Below are 17,768 nucleotides of genomic sequence, written 5' to 3'. Positions count from 1 at the left end.
ATGAGATCGACATATTTAAATTTATTGTAGATCATCATGTCATCGCAACTATGTGATTAGATTGCGGAAAAACTATGACTTTTGAGTAATTGGATGAAATTCGATGCATTTTGGTCGGAAAAAGCTGGCAAAACCTTTGGAAAACAAGGATGCCAGACCAGCACTCGACGTGCAGTCGGTAATCCGCGAAGCCCGATATACCTTTGTACGGGGGTTGGGCTGGGCCGGGGTCATGAGCGGCTTTATCAATGTGCTGCAATTGACCGTGCCGCTTTTCATGCTTCAGGTGCATGATCGCGTTATCAACAGTCAAAGTACCGATACCCTGATCCTGCTTCTGGTGATCGCGATTGCCGCAATCATCCTGTTCGGGATTCTCGACTTCTTGCGCGCGCTGGTTTTTCAGGAAATGGCAAAATCCCTGCTGCGCCGTGTCAATCTGCCCGCCATTTCTGCGGCAATGCGCGTCGCCCTTGAAAAGGGATCGCTGCATGGCACGCAGGTTTTGCGGGATTTGTCCGATCTTCGAAACTTCATCAATGGTTCGACAATCGGCGCACCGCTGGAAGCCCTGTGGTCGCCGATCTTCCTGTTGGTGATGTTTGCGCTGCATCCCTATTACGGCATCGCCGGGCTGGTCGCGGTTCTGATCCTGATCGGGTTCAGCTTGCTCGGTGATTTGCTGGTCCGGCAGGTCACCAAGGAGGGAACCGATGCCAATCTGCGCAATATTGGCGATATCGGGGCCACTGTTTCCAATGCCGAGGCGATCGAGGCCATGGGCATGATGCCGGCGCTGGCCATGCGCTGGCGGCGTGAACAGATACATGCAAGCGAGCTTCTTGATGTCGGCAATATGCGCAGCAAGGGCATGTATTCCATGACCCGAACGGTGCGATTCGGCATGCAGATCGTCATTCTGGCGATGGGGGCTTATCTGGTGATTATCGGTGAAACCACGCCCGGCGCCATGATCGGGGGGACGGTGATCATGGGGCGGTTGCTTTTGCCCTTTGACAATGTGACGCGCGACTGGCGGGCATGGGTGGGGGCAATTTCGGCCTGGAAACGCATTCGCTCGATGCTCGAAGAAACCCAGTCAGAACGTGAAATCAAACCAACCCCGCGTTCCGAAGGTCCGCTTCTGGTGGATAATCTGGTCTATGCCGTGCCGGGATCAAATGTGCCGGTGTTGCGCGGGGTCAGTTTTGAACTTTTCCCCGGTGAAATCCTTGGCGTGGTTGGCCCGTCTGCGGCGGGTAAATCAACCCTGTCGCGGTTGCTTGTCGGGGCGGCCAAACCGACATCGGGCGGGGTGTATCTGAATGGGCATAATGCCTATTTGTGGGAACGCGGATCGTTTGGCGACATGGTGGGCTATTTGCCGCAATCGGTGTCGCTTTTGAACGGGACAATTCGCGACAATATCAGCCGGATGCGCGATTCAAATCCGCGCAAGGTGATCAATGCCGCACGCGCCGCCGGTGTGCATGAAATGATCGGGCGTCTGCCGCTGGGCTATGACACACCGATTGGGGCGGGTCGCCATACGCTTTCAGGGGGGCAGCAACAGCGCATTGCACTCGCACGTGCCCTTTATGGCTGGCCGCGTCTGCTTGTCCTTGATGAACCCAACGCAAATCTTGATGCCGAGGGCGAGGCATCCCTGATCCGGGCCGTGCGGCAGGCCGCCGATTCCGGGGCGATGGTGGTGCTGATCGCCCATCGTCAGAGCATCATGCAGTACGCCCATAAATTGCTGGTGATGCAGGACGGTCGGGTCAAACAGTTTGGCGAACGGACAGACATCATCCGCAACATGTCCAATGAGGGCGACGGGATCAAAAACATTCCCGTCATCGCCCACAAGCAGGAAAGCGGAGGTGCAGCATGAGCCGTGTCATTGATGTTGATAATGAAGGCGCGCTGATCCCGGTCGATGATCCGCAGGTGCCATGGCACCAGATCCTGACCGAAGAACGCGAAGCATCCCGCCAGAGTCTGCGCAAACCGATCCTTGCCGGGATTGCGGTCATTGTTCTGGGCTTTGGCGGTTTTCTGACCTGGGGATTTACAGCCGAGCTTGACAGTGCGGCGGTGGCCAACGGATCGGTGATCGTTGATTCCCGCAAAAAGACCGTCAACCACTATGAAGGCGGTATCCTCAAACAGCTTGTGGTCGAGGAGGGGGATCGGGTCACGGTCGGGCAGACCCTTGCGCTGCTTGATGGTACGCGCAGTGAATCAGAACTCGGTCAGTTGCGCGGCGAACGCTACGGTCTTCTGGCAAAGCTGACCCGGCTGCGCGCCGAGCAGCGGGGCGACAGGGAAGTCATTTTCCCGACCGAACTTACGCAGAATGCCGAAAGCTATGTCGCCGATATTCTCCGCGATGAAAAACGCCTGTTTGCCAAGCGTCAGGAAGTCTATGCCGCCAAGCTTGATGCCCAGGCCAAACAGATCGAACAGTTCGAAGCCGAAGCCCAGGCACTTGCTTCCCAGATCAAGGCGCGCACCCGGCAGGAAAAGCTTGTCGCAGAACAGCTTCAGGGCATCCGCCAGCTTGCCGAAAAGGGCTTTGCCACCCGCACCCAGCTGGTTGAAATTGAAAATAACTGGTCGGATCTGGTCGGGGATATGGGCGAATTCAAAGCCCAGAAAGCCGCAGCCCAGCAACAAAAGGCCGAAGCCGAGATCAATCTGGCTTCAATCGAGATGGAATGGCAAAGCGATATCGCAACCGAAATTCAGGAAGCCCAGCTGGCGCTGAATGACGTGACCCAGCGTATCCGTGCCAGCCGCGATGTTCTGGACCGTCTGGAAGTCAAGGCACCGCAATCGGGAACCGTTGCCAATATCCAGATCAGGACACCGGGCGGGGTCATCAGCCCGGCCGAGCCGATCATGGATATCATCCCCGAAGACGAACCATTGGTGATCGAGGCGCGCATCAATCGACAGGATATCGACTCGGTCCATGTCGGCTCAAAGGCGCAAATTCGACTGACCGCCTATAGTCAGCGCAAACTGGCCCCGCTGGCCGGTGAAGTTCGCTATGTCGCGGCCGACCAAACCGTTGATGAGCAACGTGATAGCTCATATTACATCGTGCGTGCGGCCATCAATCCAGATGAGTTGGCAAAGCATGAAGACATCAAATTGCGCCCGGGCATGCCGGCCAGCATTCTTGTGCTGAAGTCACCGCGCAAGGCGATTGATTATCTCATCGACCCGATTGCCCAGAGCATGGAAAAGGCATTCCGCGAGGAATAAGGCAGCCGAAATCAAGCCCTTTGCCATCAAGGCCGTTCCTGAAACTCAACGGGGACGGCCTTTTTACTTAAAGTATTGATCGAAATTTGAAGTAAATAAAAAATAAAATAGAACAAATAATAATCAAATAAGCGAGTTACTTTTGAAGTAAGTCACAATATTGACAAAATAAAAACACGACAATACCCTCCACATACTAAATAAAAAAATATAGGGTTTCTGAGTGGTCGTTCAGGGCGACTTTCAGTTTGCCCTGAGGGAACGGCCATCCTCTCGCGAGGGAAACATCCCCGCGATGTCAATAATGTTGGGACACGAAGGAGGATTACATGGCAACTCTCGAAGGCGGCGCCTTTGATGATGCGCTTCTCGGATCTCGTTTCAGTGACGTCATTTTTGGACGTGGCGGTGACGATACAATCTTCGGTCAAGGCAATGACGACGTTCTGTTTGGCGAAGAAGGCGATGATGCCTTGTTCGGCGGCTCGGGCGATGACATTGCCATTGGCGGCGAAGGAAACGACTTCCTGTTTGGTGGATCGGGAGACGATGCATTGATCGGGGATGCCGGCAGCGACCTTTTGATGGGTGGCTCTGGTGAAGATGTTCTGTCCGGGGGGGCTGATTCCGATGCCCTGCTTGGCGGTTCAGGCAACGACGTGCTCGATGGCGGATCCGGTAGTGATCTGCTGATCGGTGGCGCTGGTGAAGACATCGTACTCGGTGGCGAAGGCGATGATGTCATGCTGGGCGGTTCTGGAGACGATGTTCTTCAGGGCGGTGCCGGTGATGACGTCATTCTTGGTGGTTCGGGTGATGATGTCATCGATGGCGGTGCCGGTGACGACATTCTTTCCGGCGGTTCTGGCGGCGACACATTCGTGTTCTCCGGCGGTGGCGGCAACGATGTTGTTCTCGACTTCCACGCTGGCGACGACATGCTTTCCATTAGCAGCAATATCAACGACACCGGCATTGAAACCGCCGATGACGTTGCTGCCCGTGCAACGCAGGTTGGCGCGAACACTGTCATTGACCTTGGTAACGGGGATTCCATCACCCTTAACAATGTCGATGCGGAAGACGTACAGGACGATCCGGACAGCTTCTTTAGCGTCCAGTAATCCGACGAGTTGCGTCCGCAGCCATTGCTGCGGGCGCTTCGTCCCCGACTTCAAGTAAAGCGAAAGATAGTCATGCTTGAATTTGCCTCGTCCGATGCTGTGCGGACGACCGGCGAAGCGCCGGACGTTTGCCTTTTGAACCCTGATACGCTGCTTTTGATCTGGGATACACCGACCCGATTGTGGGAGGTGCCCAAGCTCGAAACCACCGATCACAAAGCAATTTCGCCCCAGGCGACCTTGCGTCTGCCGCTCAATGGTGGCGGGACCCGGTTGCTGCGCGTTATCCGCCGTCCCAAGGATGAACCGGTGTCGTTTCTGGCTGAATCGGGAACGCTCGGGCGAAAGGACGAAGTCACAATCGAGCCCGATGGCGATTTCGATTTTGTAAATGCCCAGTCCCTGATTGATGACGTCACCCCGTCCGGGCGTCTGTCGCTGGTTGCCGCCCTGTTTGGCATGTGGGCCAGCATGTTCCGGCTGCGCCTGAGCAAAAGCTACAACAGTTTTCTCAACCATCTGGTCGCGGAAATCGTTGAACGTCCGCAGCGCGCCAATGCGCTTGCCAAGCTGACCGATGACAAGATGCTGCTTGCCGCCGGATTGCCCGAAGCCTTTAGCGATCTTGAAGCCGTCTATATCGTGTCCCCGACCGGCTTCCGGCGTCTGGCCCAGACACCCCATGTCAGTGATCGCGGCCAGAACGGCCAGAACCTTGTCTACATGATTGCGGATCGTGCGGGCACCGAAGACGGGGCCTTTGTGGTTGCGACCGGTGTGCGCACCCTTGCCATCCGGAAATTGTCCGGCACCGCAAAGATGCCGTCACTTGCCCGCTGGTGGCAGGCACGCGGCAAGTCCGATGCCGATTTGCGTGAATATATCATCGGGGCACTGGCGCGCTCCGGCCCGACCGCAAGCAAGGCGGCAATTGAATTTCAGATCCGTTGTCCCCTTGCAAGTCAGCGCGTTGCCGGTGGCGGGTCGCTGCCAAGTGGCGAGGTCGACCTTGCCGTTACGACGGCGCGTGGCACGCTGATCGGGGGCTGGTATCGTGATCCGGTCGATATGATTGCCGGCATTGATCTTCTTGATAGCAACGGCATCGCCCATCCGTTCGGCGATGGTTTCTATCGCTATACCGGCAATGTCCAGGACGAGGATCGCACGGTTCCGGCCACCGGATTTGTCGGCTTTTATCAGGATATCCAAAGCCCGGTTCCGATCCTTCAGCCCCGAAGCGTAATGCGCCTGACATCGGGCAATCGCCATCTGATGGTGCCGCCCGCACAGCCGATTGACCCGGCCGAGGCGCGTGCCCGCATCTTGCGCGCTGTTCCGCCGCAACATCTGACCAATGAAATTATCGAAAACTGTCTGGCGCCGGTCATTGGCGATTTGCAGCAAAAGCTTATGAATCTCGCCAAAACTGACCGCGTGATCGAGCTTGGCGCTCAGCATCCAGACCCGCATGCCTCGATCATTGTGCCGCTTTATCGTGTGCTTGGTTTCCTGCGGGCCCAGATCGGGGCTTTTGCCTGTGATCCATGGCTGGTTGCCAATTGCGAGCTGATCTTTGTCCTTGATTCCCCCGAACAGGCCGAAGAATGCGAACATCTGCTGCGCGGGCTTCATATCCTTTACGGCATCCCGATGCGGCTTGTGATCATGTCACGCAATGGCGGTTATGCACGGGCCTGCAATGCCGGTGCGCAGCATGCGCGTGCCCATTTGCTGGCAATGCTGAATTCCGATGTGATCCCGCATATGCCCGGCTGGGTAGAGGGACTGGCATCGAAAATGGGCGGGCCACAGGAAGTCGCCGCCGTCGGGCCAAAGCTTCTGTTTGAAGATGGCTCGATCCAGCATGCCGGGATGTATTTCGCCCCCAATGAAAGCGGCAAGTGGTTGAACTACCACTATCACAAGGGCATGCCCGATCAGTTCCGTGACGCCAATATTGAACGCTCCGTTCCCGGTGTCACCGGTGCCTGCCTGATGATCCATCGGGATGCTTTTGAAGAAGTCGGCGGCTTTACCGAGGATTACGTGATCGGGGATTTCGAGGACAGCGATCTGTGTCTGAAAATCCGCAAGGCCGATTTTGACATCAAATATATCCCCGATGTCAGTCTCTATCACTTCGAACGCAAATCGATCTCGACCCATGTCGATTACATGCGCGGGGTGGCTGCCGAATATAACGGCTGGCTGCATGCGTCACGCTGGCGCGAGATGCTCGAAGACATCCACGCCAATGGCGTTTCGCAAAACAAATCCCCCACCAAAACCAGCCCCGAAACCAGACAAGGAGCCGCGGCATGAGCCAGGTTCTCGCCCTGTCCGAACATCAATATCCGCCCAAAATGCCGGTCGATGAAACCCGTCTGGAATGGCTGTGTCAGCAGGTGATTGCCAATCGGTTCCTGCCGGTCCCGCCCGAGGAAGAAGTCTTTGTCGGCGATGGCGATTACCGCACAATCGGTGCCGAATTCCTTGGTCATTTTGTGCGTCGTGCCGGTTTGTCACCGACCGATGATGTTCTTGATATCGGTTGTGGCATTGGCCGTATTGCCGTGCCCCTGACACAGTTTCTTGATCCCGCGCAGGCGATTTATCGCGGTCTTGATCCGGTGCGTAGCGGCATTGAATGGTGCAAACGCTCCATCACACCGGCTTATCCCAATTTCCGCTTCGAAGCGCTTGATATCCATAACGATCTTTATAACCCCGAAGGGGCGATCAGCGGACGCAGCATGCGGCTGCCTTTTCAGGACGGAACATTCGATTTCACTGCAATGATCTCGGTGGCAACCCATCTGCCGCCACAAGAAATCGAAACCTATTGTTCCGAGGTCTTCCGCGTGCTGCGTCCCGGTGGTCGTCTTTTCATGACGGCCTTCATCATTCGCGATACCGACGATCCGGCAAAACCGGGATGCGATGCCCGCCTGACCAGCTTTGAAAAGGCCGAAGGTCAGCCATCCTGGCATCTGCGCGGGGAAAATCCGATGGCCGCCGTCGGCTTCGACGAGGCCTTTATCGAAGACGTCCTGAACCACACCGGCCTTGAGCTGGCGACCAGAAGTTTCGGCGCATGGCGCGGGGATGGCGGTGATCACTATCAGGACATTCTTGTTGCCCAAAAACCGCGGAGGTCCGCATGAACCCGCGCGTCATGGTGCTTGCGCACAATCACCCCGATCTTCACCCCGGCGGCACAGAGATTTTTGCCCATGATCTGTTCCACGCCTACAAGCGCGCCGAATGCGACGCCCTGTTTGTGGCGGCGACCAACGATGTCCATCGCGAACGTCGGCCGGGCACCAGTTTTCAGGCAATCAATGATGCGGGCGATGAGATGCTGTTCTGGGCGGGTCACTTTGACCGGTTCAACATGTCGCAAACCGATCTTTATGCGGTTGCCCCCGATTTTGCCCGCCTGCTCAAAAGCTGGGATCCCGACATTGTTCACATCCACCATCTGGTGTTGTGGGGGATCGAATTGCCGATGCTGATCCGGCGGGTTTTGCCCCATTGCCGGATCGTCATGACCTTGCATGACTATTATCAGATTTGCCCCAATGACGGGCTGATGGTCCATCGTGACACGCGCAAACGCTATACCAAACCCGATGCCATCGGTCGTCTGTGCGGACTGGACGGATTTACATCCGATCAGCATGTCATGCGCGCGGTCAATATCCGCAATCATCTGCGTGTTGTTGATCAGTTCGTCTCGCCCAGCGCGTTCCTTAAGGATCGCTATGTTGACTGGGGCATTGATCCCGACAGGATTGTTGTGATCAACAACGGTCGGCCACCGGTTGCACCTGCACCAAGACGCAATATCGGAACCGGCATGCCAAATGTGTTTGGCTATTTCGGCAATCTCAATCCCTGGAAAGGGGCCGATGTCCTGCTTGAAGCCAGCCGGAAGCTGGTTGAGGCGGAAACCGATTTCGCGTTGCGCATTCACGGTGATGTGCTGTTTCAGACCGTCGCCTTTACCGAAAAGATGCACGACCTGTTTGCGAAAAGCAGCCATCACGTTCAGCACATGGGTGCCTATGAACGCGATGAAATCGCCGATCTGATGGCGCGTGTTGACTGGGTCATTGTCCCGTCAATCTGGTGGGAAAATGCCCCGCTGGTCATTCAGGAAGCCTTCCAGCATGGCCGCCCGGTGATTACCAGCGGCATCGGTGGCATGGCCGAAATGGTGCGTGATGGTCACGATGGCATTCATGTCCGCCCCGATGACCCGGCCGAACTTGCGCGCGTCATGAAGGACTGCGCAACCAATCCCAAACTCTGGAAAAAACTTTCGGGGCAGGTCCGCGCGCCCGCCCTGATCGACGACGTCGCGCAGGAACATCTCAAGATGTTCCGCAAGATGGTTCGTCCCGATTTCGTCGCGGCCTGATATCCACCAAGGAGATGATTATGGCACTCGCCGAGAAACAGCCAGCCAAGACAAACGCCCCGAAACCGGGCGCCGGTCACGATGCGTCTGCCAATGACGCACAAGATGCGCTGACGCTCGAAGGGCGGGTCGATGCAATTGATCAAAGCCGTCTGTTCGGATGGGTGTGGTGCCCGCAACAACCCGATGCCCGCATCGAAGTCATTATCCGCCTGAACGGTCATTCCCTGTTGCGGGTGACGGCGGAAAATGAACGGGTCGATCTGCGCCGTAACGGGATTGGCGATGGCAAACATGCGTTTGAAATCGAATTGCCCGACGCCGCTCTGGCCAGTCCGGATACCATCAGTGTCTGTGCATTGATGCCCGGCTCACGTGATGAAGTTGATCTGCGCATTCCCTCGCAAAGCGAACAGCAAGCCCACACCGCCCTGAATGCGCCGCTTGGTAAAATTCTTGATCGGCTCGACCGTCTTCTGGCCGCCCAGCACATCTTGCAAAACGGTCAGCGCGAAGCTGCCAAACGGCTGATTGGTGCGACCGAACGCATGGATGAACTGGCCTCTGCCGATGACGGCATCGAAGCCGGGGTGAAACTTGTCCGCACCGGACAGGAAGAACTTTCAAGCCGCGTTGACGAGCTTGAAGTCTTTCTTGTCCGTTTCGACAAATCGCTGGGCGGTTTTGATGAACGTCTGTCGGCTCTGACTGCGCGGCACACCAATGATCTCAAAACACCGCTTCTGATCCTGTCATGCCTGATCGGTGTGACGACCGGATTGGCAATCGGCGCGATTGTCTGGTGATCCCATGAAAATGACAGGTAGCACTTTGTTTTCAAAATATGTTTTCAGAATTCATGAGGCCCGCAAATGACGGAAAATCAAGGCATGCCTCTTGATGGCAGAACGGTTGTCGCCGCCCTGATTGACGAAAGCCTTGCCCTTCTGGTCGGGGTGGGGAATGCGCTTCCGGCAACAATTGCCATTTATCTCAACAGTCAGTCTGACGCCAAGGTACAGGCATCCGTCATCAGCTGGCGACGCAATGAAACCGATCCTGAAAATGCCTATGGTTTCGTGGCCCTTGTCCCGATGAAGGATGTGGCACCGCGCCGGTTGAAAACAGCCCTGTTTCAGGGGGCGGGAAAGCCACGCGAATACCGGATCGAAAACCGTCAACAACGGGTCGAGGCCATCCTGTCATCAATTGCCGATCAGTCAGGACCGGCATTTGCAACCGTGATTGATGGCGTGATCGAAGCATTGCTTGCCGGCGATCCCGACAAGAAGCGCCTGAAAAAGGTCGCCGCCCTTGTGCAGACCGCAGCGCGCAGCAACGGCTTTATCGAGGTGCTTGGCGGCCTTGAAGAAGGCGACATCTATATTCAGGGCTGGTCAAGCGACTTCCCGGTCGGGCGAACCCGTGTGATTGCAATTGAAGACGTTCCGGTTCTGGCTGAACTGACCAGTGCCGATTTTCAGCGCGATGATCTGGGCGACGAGGCATCGGGCGTTACCGGCCTGATGCTGGGCGACAAGCCGATCAATCCCGGCAAACTCAAACGTGTCTATTTCCGGGGCCGCGAAGGCTGGTACGGGATCGAGGTCTATCAACAGCGCGTTCTGGTCGCGCCCTCGGATGTCCCGGCCCATATCCGTTCGGTTCTTGACCGGGTTCGTGCACCGGAAAATATCCTGACCCATCTTCAGATGGCTGCCCATCGTTTTGATGGCCGCGATACGGTTTCCGAACTGGATCGTCCCGTCCGGATCGGCATTGATTTCTCGTTGCTGATCGAAGGCAGCGGTGTGCTGATTTCGGGCTGGATGCTTGATCCTGACCGGGCTGTGGAAAACGTTTTCTTGCGCGTGAATGGCGAGGTGGTCCGCATTGATGATCGCTGGACCAGACAATCGCGCGCCGATGTTACCAGCGCCTTTGCCAATGATCCGATGTTTTCGGGGCTCAATCCGGCGCGCAACAATCACGGTTTTCTGGTGTTCTGTCCGCTTGACGACACGCCGCCCTCCGACCAGCCGGTTTATCTCGAACTGCGGATCAGCGATGCCTTTCCGGCATATTGTCCCCTGAACCCGACCCGTTCATCGGCCCGTCAGGCCCTGTCGCGTGTCTTGCCGTCACTTGATCCGCGTTCGGTGACCGCATCAAACAGTATTGAACGTCAGTTCGGCCCGATGCTTCAGGGCATGACATCGCAAAACCCCTATGCGGTGGATATCCATGATATCGGCGATTTTGACGAAAATGCTCCGGTAACGCTGGTCGTCGGTGTCGATGATACGATCAATGATATTGGTGTCACCATCGCGCTGCTGGGGCTTGATCAGGCAACCCGCAATCTGCCGATTGTCATTGCAGGCCCGGTCGAAAGTTTCGATCAGGTCGGCAGCGACATGTTGCGTCTGGCCGCCTTCTACAAACTCAATACCCGTATCGTCTTTGCCGAAGGCGTCGAGGATTTCTGTGACGCGCTTGAAGTCGGGATTGCCGCAACCAATTCCGAAACGGTTGGGCTGGTATCTGCCCATATCCTGCCGCGCTATAACGGATGGTTCGATCAGCTTTATGCCGCCTATCGCAAGCGCGGTGGCAAGGCGCTGGTGTCGCCCACCATCCTGTTTGAAGACGATTCCGTGCGCTGGGCCGGAACCTGGATCGAAGCCGATGCCAAGGGTGATCAGTATTTGTCGGATCGCTATGTCGGTTATCCCTGTGCTGTTCTGGACGGGGCCGAACCCAGCGAAGTCACCGCAGGCACGATTGAATGCTGCATTCTGCCGCGCAAGGCCATCGTCGATATTGGCGGTTTCACGCGCGGCTATATCGGCCCGGCCGAGAAAAATCTCGATCTGGCGCTCAAGCTGCGCATGGCCGGAACCCCGTCATTCTGGATTCCCGAAATCGAAGTCCTGGGCAGCGAGCAATCCATAAGCAACGCGCCCGCCTGGGAAGAACTGTCCCATCGTCTCGACCGCTGGGCATTTGATCGCCGCTGGTCGCTGGTCGTCTCAAACTTGCGGAGTCATAACAATGCCGTCGAATGATTTGCGTGTTCTGGTTATTTCGCATGGTCACCCCAGCATGTCTTTGGGCGGGGCAGAAGTCGCCTCCTACAACCTGCATAAGGGGCTCAATGCCATTGACGGGGTCGAAAGTTTCTATCTGGCCCGGGTTGGCAATCCCGTTCCGCGCCATGGCGCCTCGGCATTGATGAGCCTGCGTCAAAAGGACAATGAAATCCTTTATCACGCCGAAAACTATGACCACTTCCTGCTGTCAAATGGCAGCACCGATGAAATTGATCGCGATTTCCTGCGCTTCGTAAAGGATTACGAGCCCGATGTGGTGCATTTCCATCACTATCTGGGCCTTGGTCTTGAGACGATCTATGCCATCCGTGAAGCTCTTCCGGAAACAGCGATCTTCTTTACGTTCCACGAATTCCTGACCATCTGCCACAACCATGGCCAGATGCTCAAAAGCGGCGGGACCAAGCTGTGCAACCGGGCAAGCCCGATTGAATGCAATGGCTGTTTCCCCAACATCTCCCCGGCATCCTTCCTGCGTCGTGAACGCTTCATCAAGGCGATGCTTGAACTGGCTGACCACTATGTGTCGCCCAGCGAATTTCTGGCCAATCGTTTTATCGACTGGGGCATGAAGGCCGAAAAAATGTCGGTGATCGAGAACGGTCTTGATATCGACGAACGGGCAAAAGACCGCCCGCTTTCCAAAACCCAGCCACGGCGGTCGCGCTTTGCCTTCTTCGGACAGCTGACGATGTTCAAGGGGGCCGATATCCTGCTCGATGCGGTCGGGCGTGTGCCCGATGACATCTGGGGCGATGATGCCCGTCTGATGATCTTTGGCGGCAATCTGGACCGCCAGCCACAGGACTATCAGGACAAGGTCCATGACCTGATCGAAAAGGCCGGTGACCGCGTGCGCTTCTATGGCGCCTATCAGAATACGGAAATGCCCAAACTGATGGAACTCGCCGACTGGACAATCATTCCGTCCATCTGGTGGGAAAACTCGCCCGTCGTCATTCAGGAGGCATTCTTCCACGGTCGACCGATGATTTGCTCGAATATTGGTGGAATGGCCGAAAAAATTACGGACGGCGTCAATGGTCTGCATTTCCGTGTCGGCAGTGCCGAAGACCTGGCCGACCGGCTGATCGAAGTTCTAAGCGACAACAAACTCTGGGATCGGATGCGCGAAGGGATTCCGCGTGTCACGACCTATCAGGAATGCGCAGAGCAACATCTTGCGCAGTATCGGGAGGTTCTGAAAACGCGCCTGCTGTCTGCAAAGGCCGCCTCTGAACAGAGCGTGGCAAGCACGGCCTGAATTCGGAACAAAAACGTGATCAACCAAGGAGACACAATATGGCGCGCGTTCTCGTAATGATCCCGTCGGGCGAAGTCTACGACCACGACTGCGTCCGGTGGTACAACTATCAGGATGTTCAGCGGAGCATCAACCATTACCACAATATCGGTGATGCCTTCGTTTTCGATTCATCGTTGAAACTGATGAACTATGACAAGCTCGGTGTCCTGCCGATTGCCGAACCAAAGATGGAAGATATCGACCGTCTTCGCGAGGAATATGACTATGTGTTCCTGCGCGGGTCGAATTACATCCATTCGGAAATGGATTGGCGCAATACCATTGATGTTCTCAAACGCTTGAAATTGCCGGTTCTGGGCTTTGGCATTGGTGCGCAGGCACCGGTCAAAGGCAAGCTCGAGCTTTCCGAACAGACCAAAACCGTTCTGCGCATGATGGCGGACTCAACGACCTCTATCGGGGTGCGCGGGGCTTATACCGCACAGGTCCTTTGGGATCTGGGGATTACCAATGTCCGTATCGTTGGCTGTCCGACCGCCTTCCGCCAAAACAATCCCGACATGCGCATCAAACTGCCGTCGCTTGATAGTGTGCGCAATGTCGGCATCACCCTGCGCCGCGAAGTGTCACCGGCCTATGCGCAGGACATCAAGCGTTACCTGACCTTCCATCGTGATCTGGTCAAGGAGCTTGCTGGCAGGTTCGATGACATCACCCTGATGGCTCAGGGTGAACCCGAAGAGAAAAAACTGGTCTTTGGCAGCAACATGCAGCGCGAAGAAGCGATGCAGGCGCTGAAAAACAATGACTGGGTCAGGAACTGGTATCTCGACGACACGATGGAACGTCTCTATCGCGAAAAGCTGTTCTATTCCGACGTGGTTGCCGATTATGAAAACCTTGTCCGTCAAAAGGACTGCGTGCTGGGCTATCGTCTGCACGGCAATCTGATGGCGTTGTCGAACGGTGTTCCGTCGATCTATTTCACCTATGACAGCCGGACGGTCGAATTCGCTGAAACCTATCAGATCCCGTCCTATGACGTGTTCTCGACCAAGGAATTCGTGCTTGAGGATTACTGGAATCAGGATCTTTTCGACAAGTTCAACCGCGCCTGGTTCCAGACCTATCGCGAGATGGCGACGTTCCTGAGCGAAAACAACATCGATCACAAGATGCTCAATGTCATGAGCAGGGACGCGCAGCCCGAACGAAAGGTTGCGTGACGACACCGGGTATTGCCGCCATGGCGACCCCGGCGCGGGAAGGTCATGGCGGCCGTGCTTGTCCAGTATGTCCAGATCAGAATGGGCAACATCAACAAGGAGACACGGCAATGACTGTACTTGTAACAGGTGGCGCTGGTTATATCGGTAGCCACGCGGCACTCGCACTGCTTGATGGCGGACGCAATGTCGTCGTGCTTGACAATCTCTCTCAGGGGCATCGCTGGGCGGTGCCTGCCGGGGCGGCTTTTGTCGAAGGTGACTGTGGTGACTATGATCTGGTGCGTCGGGTGATCGCCGAACATGAGGTCACGGCAATCATGCATTTTGCCGGTTCGATTATTGTGCCGGATTCCGTGATCTATCCGCTGGAATATTACTATAACAACACGGTCAATTCCCGTGCGCTTGCCCAGGCCGCTGTCGATAGCGGGATCAGGCATTTCATCTTTTCCTCGACCGCGGGTGTGTACGGTGAACCCGAAACCACCCCGATCCTCGAAGACTTTGCGCTCAAGCCGATCTCGCCCTATGGCACATCCAAGATGATGACCGAAAAGATGCTGGCTGATGCTGCGATCGCCCATGATCTGCGCTATGTCGCGTTGCGTTACTTCAATGTTGCCGGTGCTGATCCGGCGGGCCGGTCGGGGCAGACTTCGCGCAAGGCGACCCATCTGATCAAGATCGCCAGTCAGGCCGCAACCGGTGTCCGGCCGAAAATGGCCATCTATGGCGAGGATTATGAAACCCCCGATGGCACCTGTATCCGTGACTATATTCACGTCACCGATCTGGCCAATGCCCATGTGCTTGCGCTTGAATATCTTGAAAAGGGCGGCGAAAGCGATGTGATGAATTGCGGGTATGGGCGCGGTTTCTCGGTGCGCGAGGTCATTGATGCCGTCAAACAGGTCTCGGGCGTTGATTTCACCGTCGATCTGGCCGAACGCCGTGCCGGTGATCCGGCGGCCCTGATTGCCGGGGCCGACCGCATTCGTCAGAAACTTGGCTGGAAGCCGGTTCATGATGATCTCACGGCGATTGTCCGGCACGCCCTTGACTGGGAAGAAAGCCTCAAGGGTCGCGAAGTCAGTGCGGCCTGACAAGCCGCATCCTGCATTCGATACATGCGCAAGCGGTTCGCACAAATGCTGGCAAGTGGCCCGGCGCGATCTGACCCGGTGCGGTATGTTCCGGCCCCAACTGGTGCTCACCGACCCGGCAGGAGATGCCAAAATGACCCGATCCTTCCTGACCGGGACAAGGTCATGCCGTGATGCGCGAAATGTGTCCTGCAAGGAACACAGCATGGCACGCTGTCTGGGCTTCCTCCCGGCCCCGAAAGTCGCAGAGGCGGCGTGACATTGCTGACGTGACGCGTGGCACTGCCCCAGAAGTGCTACGCGTCGCCCTTTTCCTTGTTGTTTTATCACCCTGTCCTTTTATGGCCTGTCAAAGGGGTAAGCTGTGCCCGGATTTCAATATTCCAGATCATCTGTCGCACTCTCGGCCTTTGTCGCGGGGCTGCTGATTGGCGGTCTTGCCGGCTGGACGCCAGCCGCAGCCGATACCGAAATCACGGTCTCGGGCCCGGAAACCGTGATGTTTGACAGTGATGTCGATGGTTGTGATAACCATCATCTTCCTGACTCACCGGCCCGCGCCTTTCGCAATGATCAGGGCAAAATGGTGCTGTTTGCCCCGAATTTTCAAAACCGGGCCTTTGTCGGTTACGGCTTTGACAGCCTGAAACCCGATTGCGACAGCCGCTTCATGGCCGCAGGCAAGGCCGACCCGGCATTGCTTGATGATCGCACCTGGCTTCAGGCGATCTATACCAGCAACGGGCGCGATGTTTATGCGCTTGGCAGTGCAAGCTTCATCCCCTATCGCCATGACATGCCGTGTGAAGGCCGCACCCAGCGCACCGATTGCTGGATCAACGGTCTGGTGACCCTGAAATCAACCGATGGCGGCAAGAAGTTCAGCTATTTTGGTGATCCGCCCCGTCATGCGCCCTTTCCGCCGCCCCGGCCCTATCGCGATGATCGCAAACGCGCGCCAAGCTATGTGACCGTGACCAATATCGTTCAGTGGCAGAACTACCTTTATGCCATTGTCTGGCGACGTGCCGATAGCTGGGAAAACTCGCGAAACTGTCTGGTGCGCGCCCCGGCCAATGATCCGGGCCGATGGGATATCTGGACCGGATCGGGGTTTGAGCAGGCCGCCACCCTGACCGATCAGGGCTGGTCGGTGCGCCAAACCGACTGCGCGCGCGTCGGGCCGAACGGGGTATCATCCATTCGCGGTCTGGTCCGCGATGAAAACTCCAACCGCTTCATCGCGATCTATCAGCACCGCATTCGCCAGAGCAGTAAGAACAATACCGGCAAGGACGATATCGCAGGATTTTTCTATTCGACCTCGACAGATCTGACCCGCTGGTCCGATCCGAAATTGCTCTATCAGCAGCCCCTGCAACCCGATGCCGGACCGGGTGAAAGCTTTTCGGCCTATCCGTCGATCATTGATGATGACAGCACAGACCGCCTGTTTGGCACGGTCGATGATCAGGCCAGCCTGATCTTTGTCCGTCTGGTGCCCAAACCCTTCAAGGACCGCTGGCGCGTGCCGCGTCAACTGATCCGTGTTCCGATCTCGATCAGGGAGTAACGATCAATGCCTGTGGAATTTGATGAATTTGATATCGACGGACCGGTTCTGTTTGTGCCCAACCGCCACCGGGACAAGCGCGGCGTGTTCGCCGAAACCTTTCGCAATGATGATTTCCGCGACGTGATCGGCGAGATCGATCTGGTTCAGGAAAACCAGATCATCAGCACCCCGATCAATACGCTTTGTGGCCTGCATTTTCAGACCAGCCCCTATGCCCAGGGCCGTCTTGTGCGGGTGACACAGGGCGCAATCCTGTATGTTGCCGTCGATATCCGCCCGCGATCAGAAACGTTTGGACGGCATCTGAAGATCGAGCTGAGTGCAGAAAACTGGTATCAGCTCTGGATCCCCGAAGGCTTTGCCCAGGGCTTCAAGACCCTGCGCCCCGAAACCCATGTCACAACCAAGGCTTCGAACTATTACAGCCCCGAACATGATTTCGGCATTGCCTGGAATGATCCCGATCTTGGCATTGACTGGGAATTGTTCGGACAACAGGTCGTCCTTTCGGATCGCGACCGTCATTTGCCGCGTCTGGCCGATCTGGCCCCCGATATGCTCGGCGCCATGCCCCCGATCAGGGGCTTTGCCGATGCGCAACGCTTTGGCGCGAGCGCGCGCTAGCCAGGCCCGAAAACCTCCCCTGGTCATTGATCA

14 protein-coding genes are annotated in these 17,768 nt (G+C 56.4%); all 14 read left to right on the top strand.

From position 1 onward, the window contains the following. Positions 1–103: 103 nt before the first annotated feature. Positions 104–1,894: a type I secretion system permease/ATPase gene (locus ACTU44_RS00750; protein WP_114096200.1), complete on the top strand. Its 1,791-nt coding sequence runs from the start codon at positions 104–106 to the stop codon at positions 1,892–1,894. Beyond that, positions 1,891–3,273, top strand: a complete 1,383-nt coding sequence (locus tag ACTU44_RS00745) for an HlyD family type I secretion periplasmic adaptor subunit (protein WP_462096409.1) — start codon at positions 1,891–1,893, stop codon at positions 3,271–3,273. The genes ACTU44_RS00750 and ACTU44_RS00745 overlap by 4 nt, the downstream gene beginning before the upstream one ends. Before the next feature lie 329 nt (positions 3,274–3,602). After that, a complete protein-coding gene (locus ACTU44_RS00740) occupies positions 3,603–4,397 on the top strand; it encodes a calcium-binding protein (RefSeq protein ID WP_114096198.1) in 795 nt (264 codons plus the stop codon). Between the two features lie 72 nt (positions 4,398–4,469). Next, the gene (locus tag ACTU44_RS00735) at positions 4,470–6,722 is read left to right on the top strand and encodes a glycosyltransferase (protein ID WP_462096408.1); all 2,253 of its coding nucleotides are present in this window, start codon (positions 4,470–4,472) and stop codon (positions 6,720–6,722) included. Next, positions 6,719–7,564: a class I SAM-dependent methyltransferase gene (locus tag ACTU44_RS00730; protein WP_114096196.1), complete on the top strand. Its 846-nt coding sequence runs from the start codon at positions 6,719–6,721 to the stop codon at positions 7,562–7,564. The genes ACTU44_RS00735 and ACTU44_RS00730 overlap by 4 nt, the downstream gene beginning before the upstream one ends. Then, complete coding sequence (locus ACTU44_RS00725) at positions 7,561–8,823, top strand: glycosyltransferase family 4 protein (RefSeq protein ID WP_114096195.1); 1,263 nt, start codon at positions 7,561–7,563, stop codon at positions 8,821–8,823. Before ACTU44_RS00730 ends, ACTU44_RS00725 begins: the two co-directional genes overlap by 4 nt. A gap of 20 nt (positions 8,824–8,843) precedes the next feature. Beyond that, entirely contained in the window at positions 8,844–9,629 is a 786-nt protein-coding gene (locus ACTU44_RS00720; RefSeq protein WP_462096407.1) for a hypothetical protein, read from the top strand. A gap of 66 nt (positions 9,630–9,695) precedes the next feature. After that, complete coding sequence (locus tag ACTU44_RS00715; RefSeq protein ID WP_462096406.1) at positions 9,696–11,891, top strand: hypothetical protein; 2,196 nt, start codon at positions 9,696–9,698, stop codon at positions 11,889–11,891. Continuing rightward, positions 11,878–13,200, top strand: a complete 1,323-nt coding sequence (locus ACTU44_RS00710; protein WP_336079507.1) for a glycosyltransferase family 4 protein — start codon at positions 11,878–11,880, stop codon at positions 13,198–13,200. The genes ACTU44_RS00715 and ACTU44_RS00710 overlap by 14 nt, the downstream gene beginning before the upstream one ends. A 38-nt stretch (positions 13,201–13,238) precedes the next feature. After that, the gene (locus tag ACTU44_RS00705) at positions 13,239–14,429 is read left to right on the top strand and encodes a polysaccharide pyruvyl transferase family protein (RefSeq protein WP_114096192.1); all 1,191 of its coding nucleotides are present in this window, start codon (positions 13,239–13,241) and stop codon (positions 14,427–14,429) included. Between the two features lie 110 nt (positions 14,430–14,539). Next, positions 14,540–15,535 (top strand): UDP-glucose 4-epimerase GalE, encoded by a 996-nt coding sequence (galE, locus tag ACTU44_RS00700; RefSeq protein WP_114096191.1) that lies wholly within the window; start codon positions 14,540–14,542, stop codon positions 15,533–15,535. A 133-nt stretch (positions 15,536–15,668) separates the two neighbouring features. Beyond that, positions 15,669–15,794, top strand: a complete 126-nt coding sequence (locus ACTU44_RS00695; RefSeq protein ID WP_336079505.1) for a hypothetical protein — start codon at positions 15,669–15,671, stop codon at positions 15,792–15,794. A gap of 105 nt (positions 15,795–15,899) precedes the next feature. After that, positions 15,900–17,108, top strand: a complete 1,209-nt coding sequence (locus tag ACTU44_RS00690) for a hypothetical protein (protein ID WP_462096405.1) — start codon at positions 15,900–15,902, stop codon at positions 17,106–17,108. A 6-nt stretch (positions 17,109–17,114) separates the two neighbouring features. Continuing rightward, a complete protein-coding gene (gene rfbC / locus ACTU44_RS00685) occupies positions 17,115–17,735 on the top strand; it encodes a dTDP-4-dehydrorhamnose 3,5-epimerase (protein WP_462096404.1) in 621 nt (206 codons plus the stop codon). Positions 17,736–17,768 lie beyond the last annotated feature (33 nt).

It is taken from the genome of Thalassospira sp. SM2505, from assembly GCF_054901115.1.
The sequence above is the reverse complement of the archived record's forward strand: the minus strand, read 5'-3'. Positions and strand labels throughout refer to the sequence as shown.

What these genes read in the sequence shown, in the direction of transcription:
- ACTU44_RS00750 (WP_114096200.1), top strand. Translation starts at nt 104, where the DNA reads ATGCATTTTGGTCGGAAAAAGCTGGCAAAACCTTTGGAAAACAAGGAT.
- ACTU44_RS00745 (WP_462096409.1), top strand. Translation starts at nt 1,891, where the DNA reads ATGAGCCGTGTCATTGATGTTGATAATGAAGGCGCGCTGATCCCGGTC.
- ACTU44_RS00740 (WP_114096198.1), top strand. Translation starts at nt 3,603, where the DNA reads ATGGCAACTCTCGAAGGCGGCGCCTTTGATGATGCGCTTCTCGGATCT.
- ACTU44_RS00735 (WP_462096408.1), top strand. Translation starts at nt 4,470, where the DNA reads ATGCTTGAATTTGCCTCGTCCGATGCTGTGCGGACGACCGGCGAAGCG.
- ACTU44_RS00730 (WP_114096196.1), top strand. Translation starts at nt 6,719, where the DNA reads ATGAGCCAGGTTCTCGCCCTGTCCGAACATCAATATCCGCCCAAAATG.
- ACTU44_RS00725 (WP_114096195.1), top strand. Translation starts at nt 7,561, where the DNA reads ATGAACCCGCGCGTCATGGTGCTTGCGCACAATCACCCCGATCTTCAC.
- ACTU44_RS00720 (WP_462096407.1), top strand. Translation starts at nt 8,844, where the DNA reads ATGGCACTCGCCGAGAAACAGCCAGCCAAGACAAACGCCCCGAAACCG.
- ACTU44_RS00715 (WP_462096406.1), top strand. Translation starts at nt 9,696, where the DNA reads ATGACGGAAAATCAAGGCATGCCTCTTGATGGCAGAACGGTTGTCGCC.
- ACTU44_RS00710 (WP_336079507.1), top strand. Translation starts at nt 11,878, where the DNA reads ATGCCGTCGAATGATTTGCGTGTTCTGGTTATTTCGCATGGTCACCCC.
- ACTU44_RS00705 (WP_114096192.1), top strand. Translation starts at nt 13,239, where the DNA reads ATGGCGCGCGTTCTCGTAATGATCCCGTCGGGCGAAGTCTACGACCAC.
- galE (WP_114096191.1), top strand. Translation starts at nt 14,540, where the DNA reads ATGACTGTACTTGTAACAGGTGGCGCTGGTTATATCGGTAGCCACGCG.
- ACTU44_RS00695 (WP_336079505.1), top strand. Translation starts at nt 15,669, where the DNA reads ATGACCCGATCCTTCCTGACCGGGACAAGGTCATGCCGTGATGCGCGA.
- rfbC (WP_462096404.1), top strand. Translation starts at nt 17,115, where the DNA reads ATGCCTGTGGAATTTGATGAATTTGATATCGACGGACCGGTTCTGTTT.